Origin of the sequence: Bacillus sp. J33, assembly GCF_000518885.1 — a bacterium.
GTDB lineage: Bacteria > Bacillota > Bacilli > Bacillales > Cytobacillaceae > Cytobacillus.
On record NZ_JAEL01000053.1, the window covers coordinates 16,244 to 36,812 of the forward strand.

19 protein-coding genes and 2 pseudogenes are annotated in these 20,569 nt (G+C 42.8%); 11 read left to right on the forward strand and 10 right to left on the reverse strand.

Translation table 11 applies throughout. From position 1 onward, the window contains the following. Positions 1-98: 98 nt before the first annotated feature. From L634_RS34945 to L634_RS0115520, 3 genes and pseudogenes are all read right to left on the reverse strand, one after another. Positions 99-292, reverse strand: a pseudogene (locus tag L634_RS34945) (nucleotidyltransferase family protein); the annotation flags it as partial. A gap of 34 nt (positions 293-326) precedes the next feature. Beyond that, positions 327-956: an NUDIX hydrolase gene (locus L634_RS0115515; RefSeq protein ID WP_026583229.1), complete on the reverse strand. Its 630-nt coding sequence runs from the start codon at positions 954-956 to the stop codon at positions 327-329. Next, the gene (locus L634_RS0115520; protein WP_026583230.1) at positions 957-1,778 is read right to left on the reverse strand and encodes a DUF2268 domain-containing putative Zn-dependent protease; all 822 of its coding nucleotides are present in this window, start codon (positions 1,776-1,778) and stop codon (positions 957-959) included. A 192-nt stretch (positions 1,779-1,970) separates the two neighbouring features. Between L634_RS0115520 and L634_RS0115530 the strand changes: the two genes are divergently transcribed. From L634_RS0115530 to L634_RS0115550, 5 genes are all read left to right on the forward strand, one after another. Then, positions 1,971-3,740 (forward strand): sensor histidine kinase, encoded by a 1,770-nt coding sequence (locus L634_RS0115530; RefSeq protein WP_026583231.1) that lies wholly within the window; start codon positions 1,971-1,973, stop codon positions 3,738-3,740. Then, the gene (locus L634_RS0115535) at positions 3,709-4,440 is read left to right on the forward strand and encodes a LytR/AlgR family response regulator transcription factor (RefSeq protein WP_026583232.1); all 732 of its coding nucleotides are present in this window, start codon (positions 3,709-3,711) and stop codon (positions 4,438-4,440) included. Before L634_RS0115530 ends, L634_RS0115535 begins: the two co-directional genes overlap by 32 nt. A 391-nt stretch (positions 4,441-4,831) precedes the next feature. Then, a complete protein-coding gene (locus L634_RS0115540; RefSeq protein WP_026583233.1) occupies positions 4,832-6,283 on the forward strand; it encodes a carbon starvation CstA family protein in 1,452 nt (483 codons plus the stop codon). Next, on the forward strand, positions 6,283-6,432 hold the full coding sequence (locus L634_RS33880) for a hypothetical protein (protein WP_198029778.1): 150 nt from the start codon (positions 6,283-6,285) through the stop codon (positions 6,430-6,432). The genes L634_RS0115540 and L634_RS33880 overlap by 1 nt, the downstream gene beginning before the upstream one ends. A gap of 74 nt (positions 6,433-6,506) precedes the next feature. After that, a complete protein-coding gene (locus tag L634_RS0115550) occupies positions 6,507-7,427 on the forward strand; it encodes a ketopantoate reductase family protein (RefSeq protein ID WP_026583234.1) in 921 nt (306 codons plus the stop codon). Between the two features lie 75 nt (positions 7,428-7,502). Here L634_RS0115550 and L634_RS0115555 read toward each other — a convergent pair whose 3' ends face one another. Continuing rightward, a complete protein-coding gene (locus tag L634_RS0115555; RefSeq protein ID WP_026583235.1) occupies positions 7,503-9,326 on the reverse strand; it encodes a M6 family metalloprotease domain-containing protein in 1,824 nt (607 codons plus the stop codon). A gap of 219 nt (positions 9,327-9,545) precedes the next feature. Here L634_RS0115555 and L634_RS0115560 point away from each other — a divergent pair, with 219 nt between their 5' ends. The 3 genes from L634_RS0115560 to L634_RS0115570 all read left to right on the forward strand — a co-directional run bounded on the left by L634_RS0115560 (position 9,546) and on the right by L634_RS0115570 (position 11,246). Beyond that, positions 9,546-9,734, forward strand: a complete 189-nt coding sequence (locus L634_RS0115560) for a hypothetical protein (protein WP_026583236.1) — start codon at positions 9,546-9,548, stop codon at positions 9,732-9,734. Continuing rightward, positions 9,734-9,931, forward strand: a complete 198-nt coding sequence (locus tag L634_RS0115565) for a YwbE family protein (protein WP_026583237.1) — start codon at positions 9,734-9,736, stop codon at positions 9,929-9,931. The genes L634_RS0115560 and L634_RS0115565 overlap by 1 nt, the downstream gene beginning before the upstream one ends. Positions 9,932-9,992: 61 nt before the next feature. Then, positions 9,993-11,246, forward strand: a complete 1,254-nt coding sequence (locus L634_RS0115570) for an ATP-binding protein (protein WP_026583238.1) — start codon at positions 9,993-9,995, stop codon at positions 11,244-11,246. 80 nt (positions 11,247-11,326) lie between these two features. On the opposite strand, the gene L634_RS0115575 is transcribed toward L634_RS0115570, so the two are convergent. Beyond that, complete coding sequence (locus L634_RS0115575; RefSeq protein WP_026583239.1) at positions 11,327-11,935, reverse strand: exonuclease domain-containing protein; 609 nt, start codon at positions 11,933-11,935, stop codon at positions 11,327-11,329. 78 nt (positions 11,936-12,013) lie between these two features. Next, positions 12,014-12,232 (reverse strand): hypothetical protein, encoded by a 219-nt coding sequence (locus L634_RS0115580; RefSeq protein WP_026583240.1) that lies wholly within the window; start codon positions 12,230-12,232, stop codon positions 12,014-12,016. Between the two features lie 388 nt (positions 12,233-12,620). Here L634_RS0115580 and L634_RS0115585 point away from each other — a divergent pair, with 388 nt between their 5' ends. Together L634_RS0115585 and L634_RS0115595 are read left to right on the forward strand one after the other, a co-directional pair. Continuing rightward, positions 12,621-13,307: a DUF3784 domain-containing protein gene (locus tag L634_RS0115585; RefSeq protein WP_269521557.1), complete on the forward strand. Its 687-nt coding sequence runs from the start codon at positions 12,621-12,623 to the stop codon at positions 13,305-13,307. 268 nt (positions 13,308-13,575) lie between these two features. Continuing rightward, positions 13,576-14,532, forward strand: a complete 957-nt coding sequence (locus L634_RS0115595) for a calcium/sodium antiporter (RefSeq protein ID WP_026583243.1) — start codon at positions 13,576-13,578, stop codon at positions 14,530-14,532. Between the two features lie 53 nt (positions 14,533-14,585). Here the strand turns inward: L634_RS0115595 and L634_RS0115600 are convergent, their stop codons facing one another. The 4 genes from L634_RS0115600 to L634_RS31255 form a co-directional block, all read right to left on the reverse strand. Continuing rightward, complete coding sequence (locus L634_RS0115600; RefSeq protein WP_026583244.1) at positions 14,586-17,021, reverse strand: S8 family serine peptidase; 2,436 nt, start codon at positions 17,019-17,021, stop codon at positions 14,586-14,588. 394 nt (positions 17,022-17,415) lie between these two features. Then, positions 17,416-18,882, reverse strand: coding sequence for a cbb3-type cytochrome c oxidase subunit I (locus tag L634_RS0115605; RefSeq protein WP_026583245.1), 1,467 nt, complete (start codon positions 18,880-18,882; stop codon positions 17,416-17,418). Further along, the gene (locus L634_RS0115610) at positions 18,882-19,427 is read right to left on the reverse strand and encodes a cytochrome c oxidase subunit II (RefSeq protein WP_026583246.1); all 546 of its coding nucleotides are present in this window, start codon (positions 19,425-19,427) and stop codon (positions 18,882-18,884) included. Before L634_RS0115610 ends, L634_RS0115605 begins: the two co-directional genes overlap by 1 nt. Before the next feature lie 164 nt (positions 19,428-19,591). Beyond that, positions 19,592-20,326: a GNAT family N-acetyltransferase gene (locus tag L634_RS31255; RefSeq protein WP_084028916.1), complete on the reverse strand. Its 735-nt coding sequence runs from the start codon at positions 20,324-20,326 to the stop codon at positions 19,592-19,594. Positions 20,327-20,420: 94 nt separating this feature from the next. Between L634_RS31255 and L634_RS34950 the strand changes: the two are divergent. Next, positions 20,421-20,569, forward strand: a pseudogene (locus L634_RS34950) (DDE-type integrase/transposase/recombinase); the annotation flags it as partial.

A 20,569-nucleotide genomic window follows, 5' to 3' on the forward strand; every position in this document is an offset into this window, starting at 1 on the left:
TTAATAAGAATTCGCATTTTCTCTTTCTAAAAAACTCCCTTGCTTTTCAATCAAACGTTTGATTGAATGGCCTCCACCCTTGGCCAGATAGACTTCCGCTATTTTTTGGAGAGTGGAGGAATGCCATTAATGAGATGCATCCTTGCTTCATTTTTAACAGACCACGGCACTTCTGGCATAAGTGATAGCAGCTTTGACGCGAGTTTTTTTCCATCGCTTCTCTTAAATCTCTTTTATCAAAGTATATGACATCTGCATCCGGCAAGTGAGTTCTTTTCCTGAATCCATGGAGAGTATTCCAAACCCAATATCAATCTCTGTCTATATCAGCACTTTTCAATCTCCAGTTCCTGAATCGAGTGCAGAACGCGCCTATAATAATCATCCTCATGGGGAACGAAATCCTCTTTGGCTACCAGTCTGCTTACCAGGATCCTTTTTCCCATACTGATTTCAAAGCCTTCTGCAGCAATGGTTTCTTTGCCGTTAAACCATAGTTCATAAAAATCATTCAAAGCGATCTGAACAATTCCGGATACCTCTTCAATCTGAGGATTAAAATCATCCAGCTGATGTTCGCTGTGATACAGAAAAACATGGGCAAGCTCTTTATCTATAAAATTTTCCTTTTCCGCGCAATAACCGATGACGCCCAGGGGAACCAGGTCCTCAAATGCAACATTAATTCCAAGCTCTTCTTCCACTTCCCTGATTCCATCCATAACTGATTCGTGGCTCAACAGATGTCCGGCAGCGGTTATATCCAAAAGATCCGGATAATCTTTCTTTTCCCTGCTGCGGTTTTGAAAATAGATATAGTCCTGATCGTTTTCCCTTCGGATGAACCAGCAGTGGAATGTTTCATGCCAGTATCCTTTTTTATGTACTTCTTCGCGTGAAGCCACGCCGATTTGCTTTCGGTCATCATCAAAAATGTTGAGAAGTTCTGTGTCCATTTAAGAAGCCCCCTTACTTATATAGGAATCGAACATTTCGTGCGGATCTGCCCCGTACAAGTCACGATAATGACTGATCCCCTTATGCTCAGCATATTGACGGACCATTTTATAAGCAAAGGAATAGCCTGCAAAAACCGGGATGCCCATTTCACGATTGCCAAAACAGATTTTGCTTTTCAGACCATCGTCTGTTGTAAGTATATTTTGCTGCGCAATATACTGGTAAGCCTGTTCGGCTTCCTTCGTAAAACCTTCCTTCCACCACCGTTTGTCCTCATAAAGTGAAAGGCTGAAGTATTCAGCGCCACCCTCCATTTTAAACCATTCTGCCAATGTAAAGGTATCCAATGTAAGATGATAGATTGGATTTTCCGGGGAGGCATGGTGCAGCTCGTGCGCTAGCATATACCTTAAAAATTCATGATCCGGCTCAGGAGGGATGGCCAGAACGATTGTATCCGCTCCCACTGTATAGCCATTTGTCCATAATGAATCATCATATTTTTGAAACCATTGAAAAGGAAGCGCCGGCACGACCGTGATAGTAAGGTCCCTGAATTCAAGATGTTTTTCAACTTCCGTTATAGTTTCTTTGATGATTGCTTCAATCTCCCCCGGATTCCAGCTATAAGTAAGACTCTCCGCCTCGGATATTGCTTCGAATTTAAATAACTGAAATCGCTTCGCAAGCTGTTCCCAGTCCTGCATCCATGACTTTTCGTTCAATAATTGGCAAAGCTCGGATTGGAGATAGCTTTTCAAATCTGGATGGTTTTTTAATATTTTAGCAGGAGTAATTTGATTGATCGCATAGGCCATGGCTCTCGGCTCCTTTTAATTGGTTTCATTACCTATATTCAGGTATCCTGGGAGGTTTATGGATACCTTTTCGACAGCCGCACTGGAAAAGCCTGTACAGCAAGTCGAAAAATTTTAAACCGCCCATTTTTAATTTAATCTTTAATCAATTAAAATAAATGATAAAGAACTTGGTTAAAGGGGCCTTGCCGAATGTTGGAGTTGCTGATTACAATGCTGGAACGGCTGGGAATCATTGTCACGATTGCGCTGATTTTGACGCGGTTCCGCTTTTTTAGAGAAATGATCTATGGCGAAAGATTAAAGCGGCAGCAGGAGTATAAGGCTATTCTCTTTTTCGGATTTTTTGGGATTATCGGCACTTATACGGGGCTCGCCTTCAATACAGATACACTCCAGTTTAACCGCTGGGCAGCGGAGCTTGCTTCAGATGAAGCGATTGCGAACTCGAGAGTAATTGGCGTTGTGCTGGCCGGCCTGCTTGGAGGATACAAAGTCGGAATTGGCGCCGGAATCATTGCCGGCTTCCATCGTTTTACGCTTGGCGGCTTTACTGCCATTGCGTGCGGTTTGGCCTCTATTGTGGCAGGATTGCTTGCCGGCTTTTTTCATAAAAAAAATGAACATGTGAAGCTTTCATCAGCTTTTTTCATTGGAGCAGCGGCAGAAGCTGTGCAAATGCTGATTATCATCGGAATATCAAGGCCTCTTGAAAAAGCGGTTGCGCTTGTGGAGATGATCGGCGTTCCGATGATAATTGCGAATGGCCTGGGAAGTGCACTTTTTCTTCTAATCATAAAAAATGTCATTAACGAAGAGGAAAAAGCAGGCGCTTTTCATGCCCAGAAAACATTGCGGATTGCTGACCAGACACTTGCTCATCTCCGCAAAGGCATCAATCATGATTCTGCATTAGCCGTCTGCAGGATTTTACATAGAGAACTGCAGGCGAAAGCAGTAGCTATCACAAATCATACAGAAATTCTTGCCCATGTTGGCCTTGGGGACGACCACCACCGCTCCGGCAGCCCTATCCAGACACAAATAACACGGGACGTGATTCAGCATGGAGAACTGGTGGTGGCCAATGACCGAACCATCCACTGCCGGGAGGAAAGCTGCCCGCTTGGAGCGGCAGTTATTGCTCCCCTTAAACTTCGGGGTGAAACGATTGGAACGCTGAAGTTTTATTTTAGCTCTGAAAAAGAAATTAATAATCTTGTCATGGAGCTTATATCCGGATTAAGTATTCTGCTGAGCAATCAGCTGGAAATTGCGGAAGCTGATAAAGCGTATCAGCTTGCAAAGGAAGCCGAAATTAAGGCATTGCAGGCACAGATATCCCCGCATTTTTTATTTAATTCCTTGAACACGATTGTCTCACTTGTCCGGATTGAGCCTGCCAAAGCAAGAAAGCTGCTAGTATCGCTTTCCCACTTTTTACGTCAAAACCTGACTGCCACTACGGTCAGTGTGACGACTCTTGAGCAGGAATTAAGGCATGTAAAGGCCTATCTATCGATTGAAGAAACCCGATTCGTTGACCGGCTCGAGGTTATCTATGACATTGATGATGACGCTCTTTTTGAAAAAATCCCGCCGCTTACCCTTCAGCCGATTGTTGAAAATGCCGTTAAGCATGGGATTAAGAATAAGGAACAGGACTGTCTTATTAAAATTTCGATAAAAAAACAGGATGCCATGACGATGGTAAAGGTAGAGGATAATGGCCACGGGATGAGCAGGGAAAGAGCTGAGCAGATTGGCAAAGAAACTTTGAAATCCGAAACGGGGTCGGGACTGGCGCTATATAATGTAAACCGCCGGCTGACCATGATGTTCGGCGACGAAGCCTCCTTGAAAATAACCAGTATACCAGGCGTTGGCACTAACATTCATTTTTCCATTCCACAAACGGAGGAAGTTACAGATGGACAAAACAATCCGAACATTAATAGCTGACGATGAACGATATAGCCGAGATGAATTAAAGCACCTGCTGGAGGAATTCTCTTCCATTCAGGTGGTTGGCGAAGCTGAGTCCGGCGAGGCCGCGGTAATGAAAGCCATCCAGCTGCAGCCAGATGTGGTTTTTCTGGATGTGGAAATGCCGAAAATGAGTGGAATGGAAGCGGCAAAATCGCTGAAAGAATTGAAGAAAGTTCCTCTAATCATTTTTGCCACCGCCTATCCTCAGTTTGCGGCAGAAGCCTTTCGCTATGAGGCTATCGATTATTTGCTGAAGCCCTATGATGAAGAGCAGCTGGAGCAAACAATCAGGCGCATCGAAAAGCTGATTAGCCCAGAAAAAGAAACAGAAAAAAGCAAACCGCCCGGAAAATTGGCTGTCGAAGAAGCCGGGGAGATTCTTTATCTCGAACCAAAGGAAATCCTATATATTTACAGAGACGAAAAGGTTTCGCGAATCATCTCGAAAAATGGAGAATACGAAACGAAAACACCTCTGAAAGATCTGGAAAGCCGCCTGCTCCCCTTTTCCTTTTTCAGGACTCATAAGAGCTATCTCGTGAACCTGGATTATGTGACACGTCTGACCCCATGGTTTAATGGGGCATATCAGCTCGAAATGGAAGGCCGGAAGGAAATGCTGTCTGTGAGCAGGAATTATGTGAAGGCATTGAGGGTGAGATTGGAGTTATGAGAAAAAGCATCGGTACGGTGCTTTTTTTGTTTTTATGGGATGCTTGGAAAGTTGGATGGATGAGGATAGGGTAAAATCGGTTTCAGCATAAGACTATTTGCGTCCGGTATCCGCCCTGCCCATTCTTATTAAATTTCGCCTGTGGAAAACGAATTTCCCCAATGGAAAGCAAAGAGTATGTGGATTAAACGGTGGATAACTAGACTTAATTTAAAGAAAATGATGAATTTTGCCGAAATTCACATACCCTCTTCTGCATCTTAGTCCTCCTTTTCTGCATTTTAATCTCCGTTTTTTACATCTTGGACACAAAACGTTCAAAATCTTTTTTTCTCTTTTATAATTTATGTAAACGCATTCATTTTACTTTTTTAATAAAGGGGGATTTACGATGATTACATTTCTAGCCGGTATTGCTCTTTTAATTATCGGATATTTTACGTACGGAAAGTTTGTGGAAAGAGTATTCGGTGTTCAGGAAGAAAGATCGACACCTGCCTATACGCATCAGGACGGTGTTGACTATCTTCCAATGAGCACAAAGAAGAACTCGCTGATTCAGCTTCTGAATATTGCGGGTACGGGTCCTATTTTCGGCCCAATTATGGGGGCGCTCTACGGACCGGTGGCATTTATCTGGATTGTTATCGGATGTATTTTTGCCGGTGCTGTTCATGACTACCTGACTGGAATGATTTCAATCCGCAACCGCGGTGCCCACTTGCCGGAGCTTGCAAGCAAGTTCCTGGGAAAAGTTATGAAACATGTTGTTAACGCTTTCGCAGTACTGCTTTTACTGCTGGTCGGTACAGTGTTCGTTTCAACCCCAGCAAGCTTGCTTCATGTCTTAATGGACGGAAAGATTGCGCTTGGAATTATCATCGCTGCGATATTTGTTTATTATATTATGGCGACCCTATTGCCAGTTGATAAGATTATCGGCCGTCTTTACCCTTATTTCGGAGCGCTGCTTGTGATCAGTGCCGTTGGAGTGGGTATTGGATTACTTATTAAAGGTGCACCAATTCCTGAACTGTCCTTAAGCAATTTCCACCCTGACAATGCGCCTATTTTCCCATTAATCTTCTTTACGATTACATGTGGAGCGCTATCAGGATTCCATGCAACACAGACACCGATCATTTCTCGTACAACACAAAAAGAAAAACAAGGACGCAAAATTTTCTACGGTATGATGATTGCAGAAGGTGTCATTGCCATGATCTGGGCGGCTGCAGCCATGAGCCTGTTTAATGGCCCAACTGGATTAAATGAATTATTGGCAGCAGGCGGTCCTGGAGCCGTTGTAAGTGAAGTTTCAACGATGATGCTTGGCGCAATTGGCGGTACGCTTGCCGTTCTTGGCGTAGTCGTTCTGCCAATCACTTCCGGAGATACTGCTTTCCGCAGTGCGCGTATGATTATTGCTGAATACCTAAATATTGCCCAAAAGAAAATGTCCAGCCGTTTGTGGATTGCTGTTCCATTATTCGCAGTATCTATGGTTCTTACACAAATCGACTTTAACCTATTATGGAGGTACTTCAGCTGGGCTAACCAGGCGACAGCTGTTATTGCTCTCTTCGTTGGAGCGATGTACCTGTACATTGCCAAGAAGAATTATTGGATTGCGCTTGTACCGGGAGCTTTTATGCTGGTAATGGTCATCACTTATATCCTAAACGCAAAAATCGGTTTCGGCCTGCCAATGAATGTATCCTGGATTGGTGCGGCAGTCGGATCGGCAGCACTTGTAGCCTTATTCTTTAAAGCGGCAAAAAGTGCACGTGCAAGCAATTTCCCTCTTGATGAAGACGTATCCAGCTGGAAGGGTGCAGCCTAATGGGCTGCTGCAGTCCCAGCTTTCGGGAAACAGTCAATGAACAAGAAGAAAAGGTAAATAAAAGAGGCAATGAAAAGGTTCCCCTGCTCGTTAAGATCACCATTCTCATAATTACCGCAGGAGGATTACTCGGAGCCTATCTTTTATAGCTAAAAAAGTGCACGTCCAAAGCGTGCACTTTTTCCTATATAATGGAATTAATAGATTTTTAGGAGGTAAAGGGATGAGAATATTAACTGTAGGAGCAGGAGCAATTGGCGGCTATTTTGGCGGAAGGCTAGCAGAAAAAGGCGAGGATGTTACCTTTTTAGTCAGGGAAAAAAGAAAGCAGCAGCTTGAACAGGAAGGGCTGATGGCAAAGAGCATCCATGGAGATATAAAGATTGCAGAGCCGAAAACCATTAAAGCTGGAGAACAAGCAGATGATTTTGATGTGATCCTGCTCTCTACAAAAGCCTATCATCTGCAGGGGGCAATTGAGGATATTCGTACATATGTAAGTGAAGAGACTCTAATTGTCCCGCTTTTAAATGGAATAGCCCACATGGATGTACTGATAGCGGCTTTTGGAGAGGAGAAAGTCCTTGGGGGACTATGTTTTATTGAAACGACCCTGGATGAAAACGGAAAAGTTATTCAAACGAGCCCTATTCATGACTTTGTATTTGGAGAACGCTCGGGTGAAAAAACGGAGCGGATATTAAGGCTGCAAAAAGCTTTTTTTGGTACCAAAGCGAACTTCAGGCTTTCTGATCATATTGAGCAGGAGATGTGGCACAAGTATTTATTCATTTCCACTCTTTCTGGCGTAACCTCTCTCTTCCGCTCTCCAATTGGTCCTATTCGCGAGGAGGAATTTGGTTTAGCTGCGGTTAAAGAGGTTCTAAAAGAGGCGTCAGCGATTATGAGAAGCATTGGTGCTCCGCTGGCTGATGGGATCGAGGAAGCCCAGGTGAAAAAACTAAACGAAATTGGCTATGAGATGAAATCATCCCTGCAGCGGGATATGGAAAAGCAGCAGCCGACCGAAGCTGATCATTTCTTTGGCTATTTGCTTGATCAGGCCAAAACCCAAGGCTTGGAGACTCCTGTACTTGCTGCGATTTATGCGAACTTGAAAGTTTTTGAGAAAAATAGTTTGTAAGATGATTTTAGTAGCAACTTTTATGGTTTATAAAAAAAATCCGAGCATAATTTCCCCGCTCGGATTTTCGTTTTATTACTTCACGCTGCTGCTGAAGTTGTAGAAGAATTTAGCTGTGATTGAGCCATCTTCATTTTCTTTGATGTCCGTTACATGAATTCCGGAGTCAGCAGGTGTTTCACTATAGCCTTTCCAGAAGTAATAAGAACCAGTGTGGACATTTCCGGATACAGGTGTGATCTTGCTTCCTGTTTTGAAGAAGTCGCCTGCATCACCGCGGTTAACGTTTTTCTCAAGATCGTACTTGCCATCTGCCTGAAGAACAGATAATCCGTAATGTGTTACCTCAGTGCCATCACTAGCAGTCTCAGACTGGTTATACTGGAAGCGCTTGTTCATCCAGTTTTCCACATTGTTAGGACGGAAGCCGGCAGTCTGGTAGAGATTGATGATATTTTCATCAACATGCCATGCCAATAACCCATTTGAATCTGCACCTTGTCGGATCAAGCCTTTATTGAAGCCGTCTTGCTGAACGTTTTCGAATAAGAAGTACTCAGTGCCGTTTGACCCTGGAACTTCCATTTTCACGATACCGTTGTTTGCTTCTGCTTTGTTGACTGGAGGCAATGTGATCGTTTTTGTCTCTCCTGGCTTTACTTCAATTGGTTCTGCCCAGCCCAAGAAGATCTTTGAAAATGGATCAAAGTGAGTCGGAGAGTTTCCGCTATATGCTGCGTTATCCGGATAACGCATCCAGGATCCGCCTGCCATCATGGAATAGTTTCCAACACCCTCAGATGTATATACTGTGTCATAGAAATCAGGTAATCCTAGAGCATGTCCGAACTCATGGGCATATACCCCTGTTTGAGCAGGGTATGGACCTGTTTTAGCCTCTTCTTTATAGGTATTTGCAGCTGCATCATATCCTGCGACATTACCTCCGATACCCGGCTGAATATTGTAGTTGTTGACAACTACTCCATCGTAAGTCATATCTTCTGCTACAGTTTTGTTAATCCATTCTGATTGGTTCATACCTTCATACTGCGGTGCAGTTTTACCAGTTTCATAGTACTTGCCATAATATAAAGCACTTAGAAGATTCCACTTATGAGACCAGAATTGAGCAGGGTCACGGCTGAATTCAGCTCCTGTTCCTTCATGTACGACAAATACATTCGGTACTTCTCCATTTTCTGCATACTTAGAAAAGTCAACTTGATCGTCAGCCGCTTTCAATAAGTCACGGATAAACTCGCCCGTATGGGCATCACCATTTACGTTTCCATTTACATATGTGCCATTTTCAGCATATTTTCCTTCCTGATCAAGGTAGTAAGATGCGCCTTTAGGAAGCTCTACCCATACAAATTCTGTATTCTCTTTACGGACAAGGTTGATTTTTCCGTTACTTGACTCTTTATAAGCGTTTTGCATTGTACGGTCTTTTGGAACATCAGGACCATCGTATTTTGCAAACTCCTCTAACTCATACGGATTGTATTCTGTTCCAAAGATTAAGTCTTCATAGTATTTCGCTGGAACTTGTCCCTCTAAATCGCCGATTGGCTCATCGCCATCCTTATACTTAGCGAGAATAACTAATACAGGTACATCTCCAGTAGCTTCTTTATAAGCGACATGATTATCGGCTGGCTCTTGGAATTTAGATCCATTTTGGGCTGCTTTTTCTGCCGGATCTGCTTTAGAAAGATCAATCCCCAATTCCTTGGCTTTGTCAGCAAGCTCTGGCGCAGCCCCTACATGGTCTGCCAAGCTGATTTGATATGTACTCTCATGCTTTGCATGTGAATCTGCCGGCCCCACCCCTGCGAACACGGCACTTCCAGCTAATGCAAGTGATAACGCGGATGTTGATAAAACTTTTAACATGTGCTTCACTCCCTATAATCTATTTCTGCAACCTAAATAGTATAAAATATTCAGTATTTTCTAAATAGGCAGAAAGAACGGTTTGCTCGAATATTTCGTGATTCTAAAGACTTATTTTTCAGAAAAGTTACAGGTGAAAAAGACATTTCCCCGGTGAAATTTATTTTATCGGGGAAATGATTTATAATAGAAGGATATGTAAATAAAGGAGAATTCGTTATGACTCAAAGTGATAAAAGTGCTGGAAAAAAAATCAGCCTCAAAGAAGCGATGAAACAGCAGCTTGAGAGCAAAAAACAAAATCAATCAGGCGGCAATTTTCATAATGCTCCTGTTAAGTCGGCTAAAGCATTGAAAAGCCAGCTTACGAAAAAGACAAATAATCAGCGGAAACGGACGGGTGTGTAATGAACGGACAGAATCGGGCGAGCATCGCTCCTGGAATAAAAGTAAAGATTGTTCTAAAAAAAGACCAGCGGACGGGCAAGCTGACTGAAGGAACGGTTAAAGATATTTTAACAAATTCTCCATCCCATCCTCATGGGATCAAAGTGAGGCTCGAAGATGGACAGGTTGGCCGGGTTAAAGAAATCCTGCCGAAATAGGTAATCTTCTTTAAAGGATGAATCCCTTGTCACCTGGATTTTATTAGTTTGGAGGGAAACCTTGGTTACACTGATCAAACCATTACTGGTTAATATAACAATACTTTTTTCACTTACATTTAACGGGAATTTATTTTTTCCATTTCAAACCAAACACCCCCTTACATTGAAACAAAAATTAATATATGGACTCCTTGGATCTTTTGGGGCGCTTTTATGCATGGTTTATCCAATTGAAACACTGGGTGAAACTCATTTTGACTTAAGAATGGTTGCTATTATGATCGTCACTCTTTATGCAGGCTGGCTGCCGGGATCGATTGTGCTGGCTAGTGTCGTGACTACCCGCTATTTGATTGGCGGACAGTTTATCTATATTGGCATTTTGGTTTCGGTCTTATCTTTTATTGTTACCCTTGCTTTAAGAAGAATTTACCTGGATTCCAAGCACAGAGTAGTTGCAGGAACGCTGATTGCCTTTTTATATTTTTATCTTTATATTTCCATTCTGGCTTTTGCAATTACTTTTTTGGACACTTTCTTTTATCTGGTCTATTTTGCTGCGTTTTATATTACCTTTATTGCGGTGATTTTTGTAATCGAAAATCTAATCAGAATTAATAAGCAAATCGATGAGATGATGTATATGGATAAGCTGACGATGGTCGGCCAGCTGGCTGCCTCTATTGCACATGAAATACGGAATCCTTTATCGACCGTCAGGGGATTTATCCAATATTTAAGCCAGGATTCTGCTGATGAAAACTTAAAAAAGTTCTCGCCGCTCATCCTGGAGGAACTCGACCGCACAAACAGCATCATTACGAATTACCTCAAAGTCTCAAAGCCGGAACAATTTCACCTTTCGAATGTACCTTTGAATGAGGTGATTCAGGATTGCGTTCTCCTAATGAGGCCGTTCGCGTCCTACTCGAATGTTGTAATTGATTACGATGAAAAAGGGCCTTATTATGTTCAGGGGGATGAGCATTATTTAAAACAAGCGATCATGAATGTCATTAAAAATGCGATTGAGTCGATTCCTGAGCAGGGAGTGGTCAAAATCCTTACCCATGCAGATTTTTTTAAAAACACGGTTGAAGTAAATATTGTAGATGACGGCCGAGGGATGACATCCGAACAGTTAAAAAATATTGGATTGCCTTTCTATACGACGAAAACGAAAGGCACCGGACTCGGCAGCATGGTGACGAATAAAGTGATCCGTGATATGGAAGGGTCTATTGAATATGAAAGCGCGGTCGGCAAAGGAACAACGGTTAAAATTGTACTTCCTTTGCTGAAGAGTGAATAACAAAAAGAGTGCCAAGGCACTCTTTTTTGTTAGCTATATAAAGGGTTGAGGACTATTCAATCAAACGTTTGATTGAATTTTTATCCAAGCTTTCCCTGTGCGGCAGGCTGATATTTTCTCATTGGCCCCTTTGCGAGGACATCAAGCATATACAGGTCCCCGTTTGGATTTGTTTTTTTAAGAAGTTCCAGCAGGTATGTAATATCGTCCATGGCCCGGTGCGTCTGGCTTTGTGCAATCTTGTGGGATTGGAGGAGCGTCAGCAGCCTGCTGTCGGTAAAGCCGTACTCCTTCCATGGAACGCTTCTCATGGTGCAATACCACTTTAATTCATTAATATCTTCCGGATACATCCGGTACATAAAGCTTCTGTCAAAGGACGCATTATGTGCAAATGCGGCATCTGCATGATAGAAATATTTTTTTATTTTTATATCATCGAAGCTTTTTCCGATGACAGCTTCATATGGGATTCCATGGACTCTGAAAGCGCGGCTGTAATTTTTTTTGGCTGATTGGCTGAGCGGCTCTCTTAAAAATGAGGCCTTATCCTTGATATCTAGGATCTCCCCTGTATCAGCACGAAAAGAAAATAATTTCAAAGCCAATTCTATAATTTCATCGGAATTCGGCCCAAGACCCGTGGTCTCCACATCCAGCAGCAAGCCCATTTTTTCCTGGTTTCTCATGGCCAGCCTCCTCTATTCGTTTTTTATTAGCATATAATAGAGGAGTGCTGAATGCCAGCTTGGGCTACTTTTTCATAGCTATTTATCTTTTTTTAGGCGGTCAACATAATCAGCATGATAGTTTTTATGCATATACTCGCGGTTTTTCATGGAATAAAAAAGGCCTGTCGATAAGGACAAAAATGCGAATACAAATCCTATGCCAAAACCGAAATTATGGTAGCCCATAACAATGCCGACAACGGAAGTAATCAAAAGTGCCAGCAAAATGTAAAATAAGATATTTTTGCTTTTCAAAGCGCTTCCTCCTTCGTTTGACTCTATAATATTATTTTAGGCTCTTTTTTCATAGATTGGTTTTTATAGTTTATAAATTTTGCCCGCTGGTTTCAGCATGGGACACTCAAGCTGTCCGAAGGGAGCGATGCGAGCCTCCCCGGCTTGCCGGGCCTCCCGCTTCGCTCTTTTCCTGCTGATGCATTCCGCTACAATCAACTCAGTTGGCTAAACTATTTTCGCCTTCAAAAAGCAACAAACTTTACGAAAAGAGCCTTATTTTAAATACAAGAATTCAGAATCATTATACCAAAAAATGAATCAAAGCCGCTGATTTACCCGTAAGAATAGTGATAGCATATAAGGAGGTTTTTTCCATGATAGGGCTGTTATTATACAGATTTCTGTCATTGCGCTTTTTCTGATGCTGGGATGGGCTGTCCGCTGCAAAAAAGCTTATTGGCTGATTTCAGGATTTTCATTTCGGCCGGAGGAAGAGAAAAAGATTCTTATTGAAAATGGATATCCGCAAAAGACGGGCAGCTTGCTGATCGGCACCGCTCTCGGCATGCTCCTGCTTCTTCCGTTATCGTTCACTAATTTTAAATTTGCAATGGAGGTCCAATTTGGATTTATGATGGTGGTTTTACTGGGGGGATTCATATATTTATCGAGGTTTGAAGTGCCCGCCAAAAGGAAACGCAGTTATTGGATCGGGACCATTTTAGCTGTAGTTACGCTTGGGCCCATAATTTATTTGACTGTATTCAGCTATCAGGGATACGGGACGACTTTGAAAGAAGACCGTATTGAGATCTCGGGAATGTACGGGGATGAATGGGCATATGAGGATATACAAGACGTACAGTTATTGAATCAGATGCCTGAGGTAACCTGGAAGCAAAATGGAATCGGATTGCCTTCTCTTGCCCAGGGCCATTTTAAAGTGAAAGGCTACGGAAGCAGCCTATTATTTATACAGAAGGGTTATTCCCCAGTGCTTTATATTGAACTCGAAGGTGATCAAATCTTTATAAATAGCAAGGATCGCGGTGAGACACTGAAATGGTATGAGGAAATCCAAGGAAAAAATTAATCAATAGCTGTTTTACGATTTTCTTAGGAGGGTATTGAATGACATAATCCATGGCTTTTCCAGGACCCTTATAAAGAAAGTCGAGAAGTTTGAAGGAGCTTTTTCTCGTTGCCTTTTATGTGATTTTCATAGTGTATATTATGATCCGGAAGTAATCTTATCTTTAAAAAGCCGAAGTTCAGCTGCAGTTTTTGGGTTTACATTCGACTTTCCCGCCTTTCTTGGATTATATTGGTATATATGCATTTTATTTAGGATGGTGTAACCTATGTCATACATACTTTTAATCATTGGATTTGCTCTTCTTATCGCGGGTGCAAACTTTTTTGTGGAGGGAGCTTCAAAAATCGCCGGGTTCCTGAAAATTTCTCCGCTCTTGATCGGTTTGACGATTGTGGCGTTTGGAACAAGTTCGCCGGAAGCAACAGTCAGCATTCTCGCTGCGCTGAATGGCAATGCAGATGTGGCGCTTGGAAATGTAATTGGAAGCAATATCTTTAATATTACGCTTGTCGTGGGAATTACAGCTATGATTAGTCCCCTGCAGGTAGAAAGCGAGACGATCCGGAAAGAGATTCCTTTTACTTTGCTGGCTAGTACAGCTCTGATGATTTTCATCAGTGACAGGGTGCTGGAATCAGTCAGTGAAGACATTGTAACGCGCGGCGACGGAATGATTTTACTCTTAATCTTTGCCGTTTTTATGTACTATCTGTTTGAAGTGGCGAGAAAAAGCAGGAGCAATACGCAAAGTGAAGATATCAAAACTAGTAAAGCCATTTGGACGAAGCAAATCCTGCTTACTCTGGCAGGCCTGGCAGCCATTATTTTTGGCGGAGATTTGGTCGTCAGGAGCAGTACTGAGATCGCCGTTTCTCTGGGAATGAGTGAAACGCTTGTTGGCTTGACCATTGTGGCAGTCGGTACCTCCCTCCCTGAACTAGTCACATCCATCACTGCGGCAGTGAAAAAGCAAAGCGAAATTGCGCTCGGCAATATTGTCGGGAGCAATATCTTTAATATTCTCTTTGTACTTGGAGCCTCCGCCACGATCACCCCGCTGGGCGTGGATCCAAAGATTTTTGTGGATATTACAATCATGATTCTGCTGACGGTTGTACTGCTGGCATTCTCACGAACCCATTATGCCGTTGGGAAATATGAAGGCAGCTTTCTGGCTGCGGCTTATGTAATTTATTTGATTTATATTATTGTGCGGAATTAATCGAAATAAAAGGAAAATCCCCCGGCACTTTATCCGGGGGATTTTCTTTTATATTATTTGATTTCGAAGTTAACTCCCCGCTGGGTTGTTACTCCGGCCTTAGTAGCATTTACATAAAGGTTATAGTAGCCACTGCCAAGCTTGACCCCATTCACTGTTCCATCCCAGGCAAATGTATTGTAGCCTTCAAGTGCATGCTCATGCTCGGAGATGACACCCAAAAACTGACCTGGAGTTCCCTGAGCATTTGCAGTATAAATGAAGAACATGGCTTCCTCTGCCCCACGTGGGAAGTACGCGGTAATGCCTGTTGGCCCATTGCTGTCTTGTGATACTGCCACACTTGTTACCCGAGGGTAATCAGGCTCTTTTACAAAGAGGATAGTCGGCATTTCCACTACTTCTGTGCCATTACTTACTTTAATAGAGCCCTCATAGTAGCCAGGCTCTAACTTGCCTGCATCGACTTGGACATTTAGATTTACTTTCTTTGACTGTCCTGCATTTACCTTTAGGTTATTGCTGGCAGAAACCTTAATGGCATCCGAGTTTTTGCCAAATTCAACATCAAAGCTGTATGTCTGGCGCTTATCTGAAAGATTCTTAATTGTGAAATGCTGTCTTTCTACTTGCTTGCCCTGATCCTTATAGAAAGCACCAAAAGAGTGGCTTCCAGGTGCAGCAAGTGTTTTAGTATTAATTGCATCCAATGGGCGGATGCTTCCGGCACCTTGTGTATTATGCGGATACGGTTTTCCAGTGGCTGGATCGATTAATTCTTCAGCTGTGTTCATAAGTGCTGCTTTTACATCATCCACATCCCATTCCGGATGCGCTTCTAATAATAAAGCGGCTGCACCTGCCACATGCGGCGATGCCATACTTGTTCCCTGCATGGCTGCATAGCCATGCGGCTGATTTTCATCATGTGTAGGAACGGTACTGGTAATATTAACGCCAGGAGCAGAAACGTCCGGCTTGATCATCCAAGTGTCTATAACAGGGCCTCTTGAGGAGAATCCTGCAACAGTTTCGCCTACTTCATGGGAGAAATCAATATCAAAAGAAATGGTGTTATTTCCTTTTTCCAATTCAGCCAGAAGCTTTTGGCCGTCTGAAAGTTCCGTTTTAATGGTAGGAACAGCCATACCAGGTACATCTGCATGTTCTCCGGCCACATTGTTGAAAATAATGGCTCCGACTGCCCCAGCATTCTTGGCGTTTGTTGCTTTATCAACAAATGCAAACTCTCCGCGGCTAATCAATGCAATTTTCCCAGTAAGGTCTTTTCCTTCGAAATCTGAAGGAGCTCCAAGGCCTACATAAACAAATTCATATTCTCCCTCATTTAAAGAAAGCAATTCTTCTTCACTCGGGAAACCCATAACCTTTGCAGTTGGATAATCGACACCTTCAGAAGTAAATAACGTTGATGTAAATACATTATATGGAAGCTGTGTTGCTCCTACAGAAATGGCTTCGCGTGACGTACCCGGTGATCCGACAGTCCAGTTATTCGGACCGCTATTACCGTTCGAAGTGACTGCTACGACACCTTCAGCCATCGCCCAATCCAATGCAATGCTGGTGGCCCAGTCCGGATTATTGATGGAAGCACCCAGTGATAGGTTCATAACATCCGCGCCATCCTGAACAGCTCTTTCAATACCTGCTACAACGTTTTCAGTTGTTCCGCTGCCGCCAGGCCCTAATACACGATAACCTAACAGCTTGGCGTCAGGTGCTACTCCTTTGATAGCTCCGTTAGCTGCTACGGTTCCGGCAACATGTGTGCCATGCTGCGTTTGTTCTCCTCTAGGATCGCCTTTTGGCGTTTCCTGCGGGTCCTCGTCATTGTCTACAAAATCATACCCTTTATAGTCACCAAAGGCATGGACCAGATCAGGGTGAGTATAATCAACACCGGTATCGATAACGGCAACAGTGATTCCTTCACCAGTAAAACCGGCTTCCCAAGCTTGGTCTGCACCAATAAATGGTGCGCTATCAAACATATTCGGACTGTATGCATCTTCAGCGATTGCTTCCGCTTCGCCAACACTGGTTACGGTATAAGCAACATCAGGATATACAGCCTTTACTCCCGGTACGGAAAGAAGGGCAGGAATTTTATTTTCAGGCAATTCTACCGAGAAACCTGAAAAAACATAGTCATATTCCCTGTTCACCTTCGCATTTTTCACAGCTTTATTTAAATCAGATTTTACTTGATTGCGAGCTTTAGAGAGATTCGCTTTTGATTGGCTCTTCCCTTTATGCTTTGCTTCAACAATGGACGGTTCGGCAAGCTCTACAATGACAGATGCTTTATCGTCAGAGCTTAAATCATAATCACCAAATAATTCAGCTATTTCAGGCGCTGCACTTCCGGCATTATTGCCTGCAGCTCGCGCACCTGCTCCCAAAGAAGAAAAGGTTAGCAGCAATACGAGAGATAAGAGAAAAGTTTTAAAAGACCTATTCGACATTCTAATAGTTCAACCCCTATTTTTTATTTTTATGGTGCGCCTCAACTTTCACCTCCAAAATGCGCAAAAAATGAGAATATTTGTCAAACTATTAATAAATTTCAGCAAATAGTCCTTTTATACCTTGAGCATAAAGATTCATAATGAATGAATATCACTAGGCTTTTAGGCTTATTTTTCAATAAAAAAGCTCCGCCATCTGACGGAACCTTTTTAGATATTAATAGTTTGCCGTTTCACTCCCTGTTTCTGATTAATACCGCACCCAGGAAATACGAGTGAATTCTCTGAAAAGCTTGTGCCTTTCTTCAATCAACAAAATCCTAAACGCACAACTTTCACGAATCAGCTCAATAAAAAGGCGCTGAAGAAAATTCTTCAGACGCCCATCCATTCAGCCTGCAGCTGAGTTTTTATTTAAAGGAATATTTGTACCGACGTTTCTTAGGCCAGCGAAAAACCTTGCCGTAAAAATGATCGCAGCCAGCACAATAAAGATTCCGCTGACAGCCCCAACCTGGTCAGAAAATACCCATTGCGGCAAATGCTCCGCCCATCTCCGCGGTGCACTGATTCCCCCTGCATACAAAAAGGAGCCTGCAAGCCCTGTAAAAAAGGAGAAGTATAAAGCGATGCTAAACGTATCAATGCCCCGGTGCTTTTGATTCCCTTCGGTCTTATTGAAATAATACATGAAGCCGATCATCATAGCGACGACGCCCATTCCCATATAAGTATGAAAATGGCCGGGAACCCATTTCGTATTATGCATTACATGGTTGACAACAATGGTTGCATCAATGATGGCCGGAATGGCTCCCGCCACCCATCCGAACATGGAAAGAAAAAATAGGCTTGAGGCAAAGTCCCACTTAATCCTGGAACGATAGACGATCATCAGTGCTCCATAAGCGGTAACGACCATAACAGGGAGGCCATTTGCATAGGAAAAAACCTGCCCGATGATAAGCATCCATTTCGGCACTGCAAAGTCCATCAATAGATGGTGAGTATAAATCATTAAGGTAAAAAGGGTGGAGCAGTTCCAGGCAATCAAAAAGACTTTATTGGCTTTCCAAGGCCTCTTTGTATATTCTGAGAGAACCTCATAGACGGCAATGACAGCCATATAAATCGTACAGTTGGCAAAGATGTGGCCGAATGCATAGGTAAGATGCTTGGCAAGCATTGGGTCCATGGTTATGGCTGGATTTATTATATTCAAGATTGAGGCAGCCAAAACCGTTGCACCAGCCAAAAGTGCAGTCGAGTTTGTAATGATCACCATGGCTGTTGCCACTACAGCGGCAGGCGGCCCATAGCCTTTTTTTCCTCTAAAAATGAAATCCCATCCGAGCGCCTTGCCAAGCCCGCCATAAACCTTTGTCAGCCTGGCAGCCAAGTACATATACAGAAGTAAAAAACCAATTCCAAGAATCAGCATGCCTGATAAGAAGAACAGCGCCCCTGCTGCTCCGTGCAGTTTCGCAGAATGGGCAGGCAGCGGATACAGGAACGTCCATCCATCAGAAAAGTCAAAAATGAAAATAGCGATGAGAACCATTGCCACTCCGATAAAAAAGAACACAAAGTTTATAATCAGCATGGCCGGGTTCAGTTTGACGTACTTGGAGAGGAAGTACCATAAAATAGCTGTACCGCCCAATGCAGCAATACCTATCATCCCTGTTCCGTGTACAGTCATAATTTTATAAAACCATTGCGGAGTTATACTGATCATATTCCCCTGATTCATAAGCATAATCACACCAAAAATCATCATGAGGATTAAGACAAGTGAAGATGCAGCCAAATACCATACAACGGTCTTTTTAGCCAAAGGGTGGATATTCTCCTTCATCAGAGGCTCCCCCCTTCTTGTTCAACTACAATTTCTTTCACCATCACATGGTGTCCGGTTGAACAGTATTCAAGACAGAGGATTTGATAAGTTCCCGGCTCCCTAAACGTATAATAGACTGTATTCGTGTACTCTGGCATGGCCTGGGTTTGCGCGACCAGCTCCATTTTTTCATTATATAGCCCAAATCCATGAGTAACATCAGTTGCTGTTACTTCAAATTGGACCTGGTCTCCAACCTTAAATTGATCCTCACTCATCTCCCATGCATATTGGATTCCTGTTACTTCAACTATTTTGATTTCATTCGGGCTGGTTGCTTCCGCCTCATGGCGGTCATAAGGCAGCCGGCCAAGCGTTATGATACTGGCGAAGCCCATAATGGCAATAAGGCCAAGAAAATAAAACTTCCTGATCCTGTAGCCTGTTTCCTGTATGGAACCATAATCTCCGCTGCGCTTCGACTCTCCATAAACAAAAGCAAAAGCAAGCGCCAGCAGAAACACAAAAAAAACAGTCGCATACATGGCAATCTGTTGGTACATCCATACCCCTCCCATAAAATTTGATTGAGTAACAAGGCATCCCCCAATCCCCTGTTCAGTTTCATAACCAATTTTATGGGAGTTTCCTATAAATTTCGGTGATATATGTCCTGTTTAACTAACTTTTTCAAATATTTTTAAAAAATGCCTTTATCATGACACTTTTATCCGCTAACCTTTTCAATTGAATACATCATCCAAAACCCGATATCTTCAAAGCCAATTCTTTTATAAATGGCACCTGCTGCAGGGTTATCATAAAACAGGCATAGTTCTTTATTTTCTGCAAGAAGCTGCCTGCTTAGCTTGACCATGCATTGGGTGGCATAGCCTTTTTTCTTGCAGTTTTCGGCAGTAGCTACGCCGACGACCATAGCTGAAAGCGAATTTTCGGCTGTTGTTGATGCTGTGCTGACCATTTCCCCATTTTCCTTGATAAAAAAGGAACGGGATGACCCATCCTTTAGTCCTCGTCTTTTCCGATCAACCGTAATCGTTGAATCGCTGAATTCCGGAATGCTGTTCAAAAGCTCCACAAGGTCTTCAGCATCTTCCGGATGCGCCTGCAAAACGCCCGTTGTATCTACCTGTTTTGCTGCAGGATTTAATTCTGTACACTTTGCATAGTATGTTTCCCGCTTTCTTTTTACCCGGTGGCTGACATAAGGCTCAATAGAGGCTGTAATCCCTTTAAGTCCGGACATCATTCCGAAACTCGGATCTTTCAGCATAATCCCGGCAAAGCCTTTAGCGTCAAAATCACCGTCTGCAAATGGGATATAATTCTCTTCATATTTTAATAAAACAGCCTTCAGGCCGCCGTTTTCATTGAATTCCCCCCATACCTTCTGACGTATTGTCAAAACTTCTATAAGAAATAGGTTATAAAATATCTCCATAGAGGGCTTTATAGGCAAAAAAATTGCCACCCCCTAAATTCTTTGGATAATTGAGGTTACCACACACCCAACAACCAAGAATGGAAGTGACAATTTGTACCCTCAAATTATAACCTATTTATTAACTTTTATAAACTATCAAGAACAACTCATTCGAACATTGCTTACTTTATTGATTGGTAAAAGCATGTTCGTTAAACCTACTGAACAGCCCGTAAATAAACCTTATCGAAAACTTCAAGT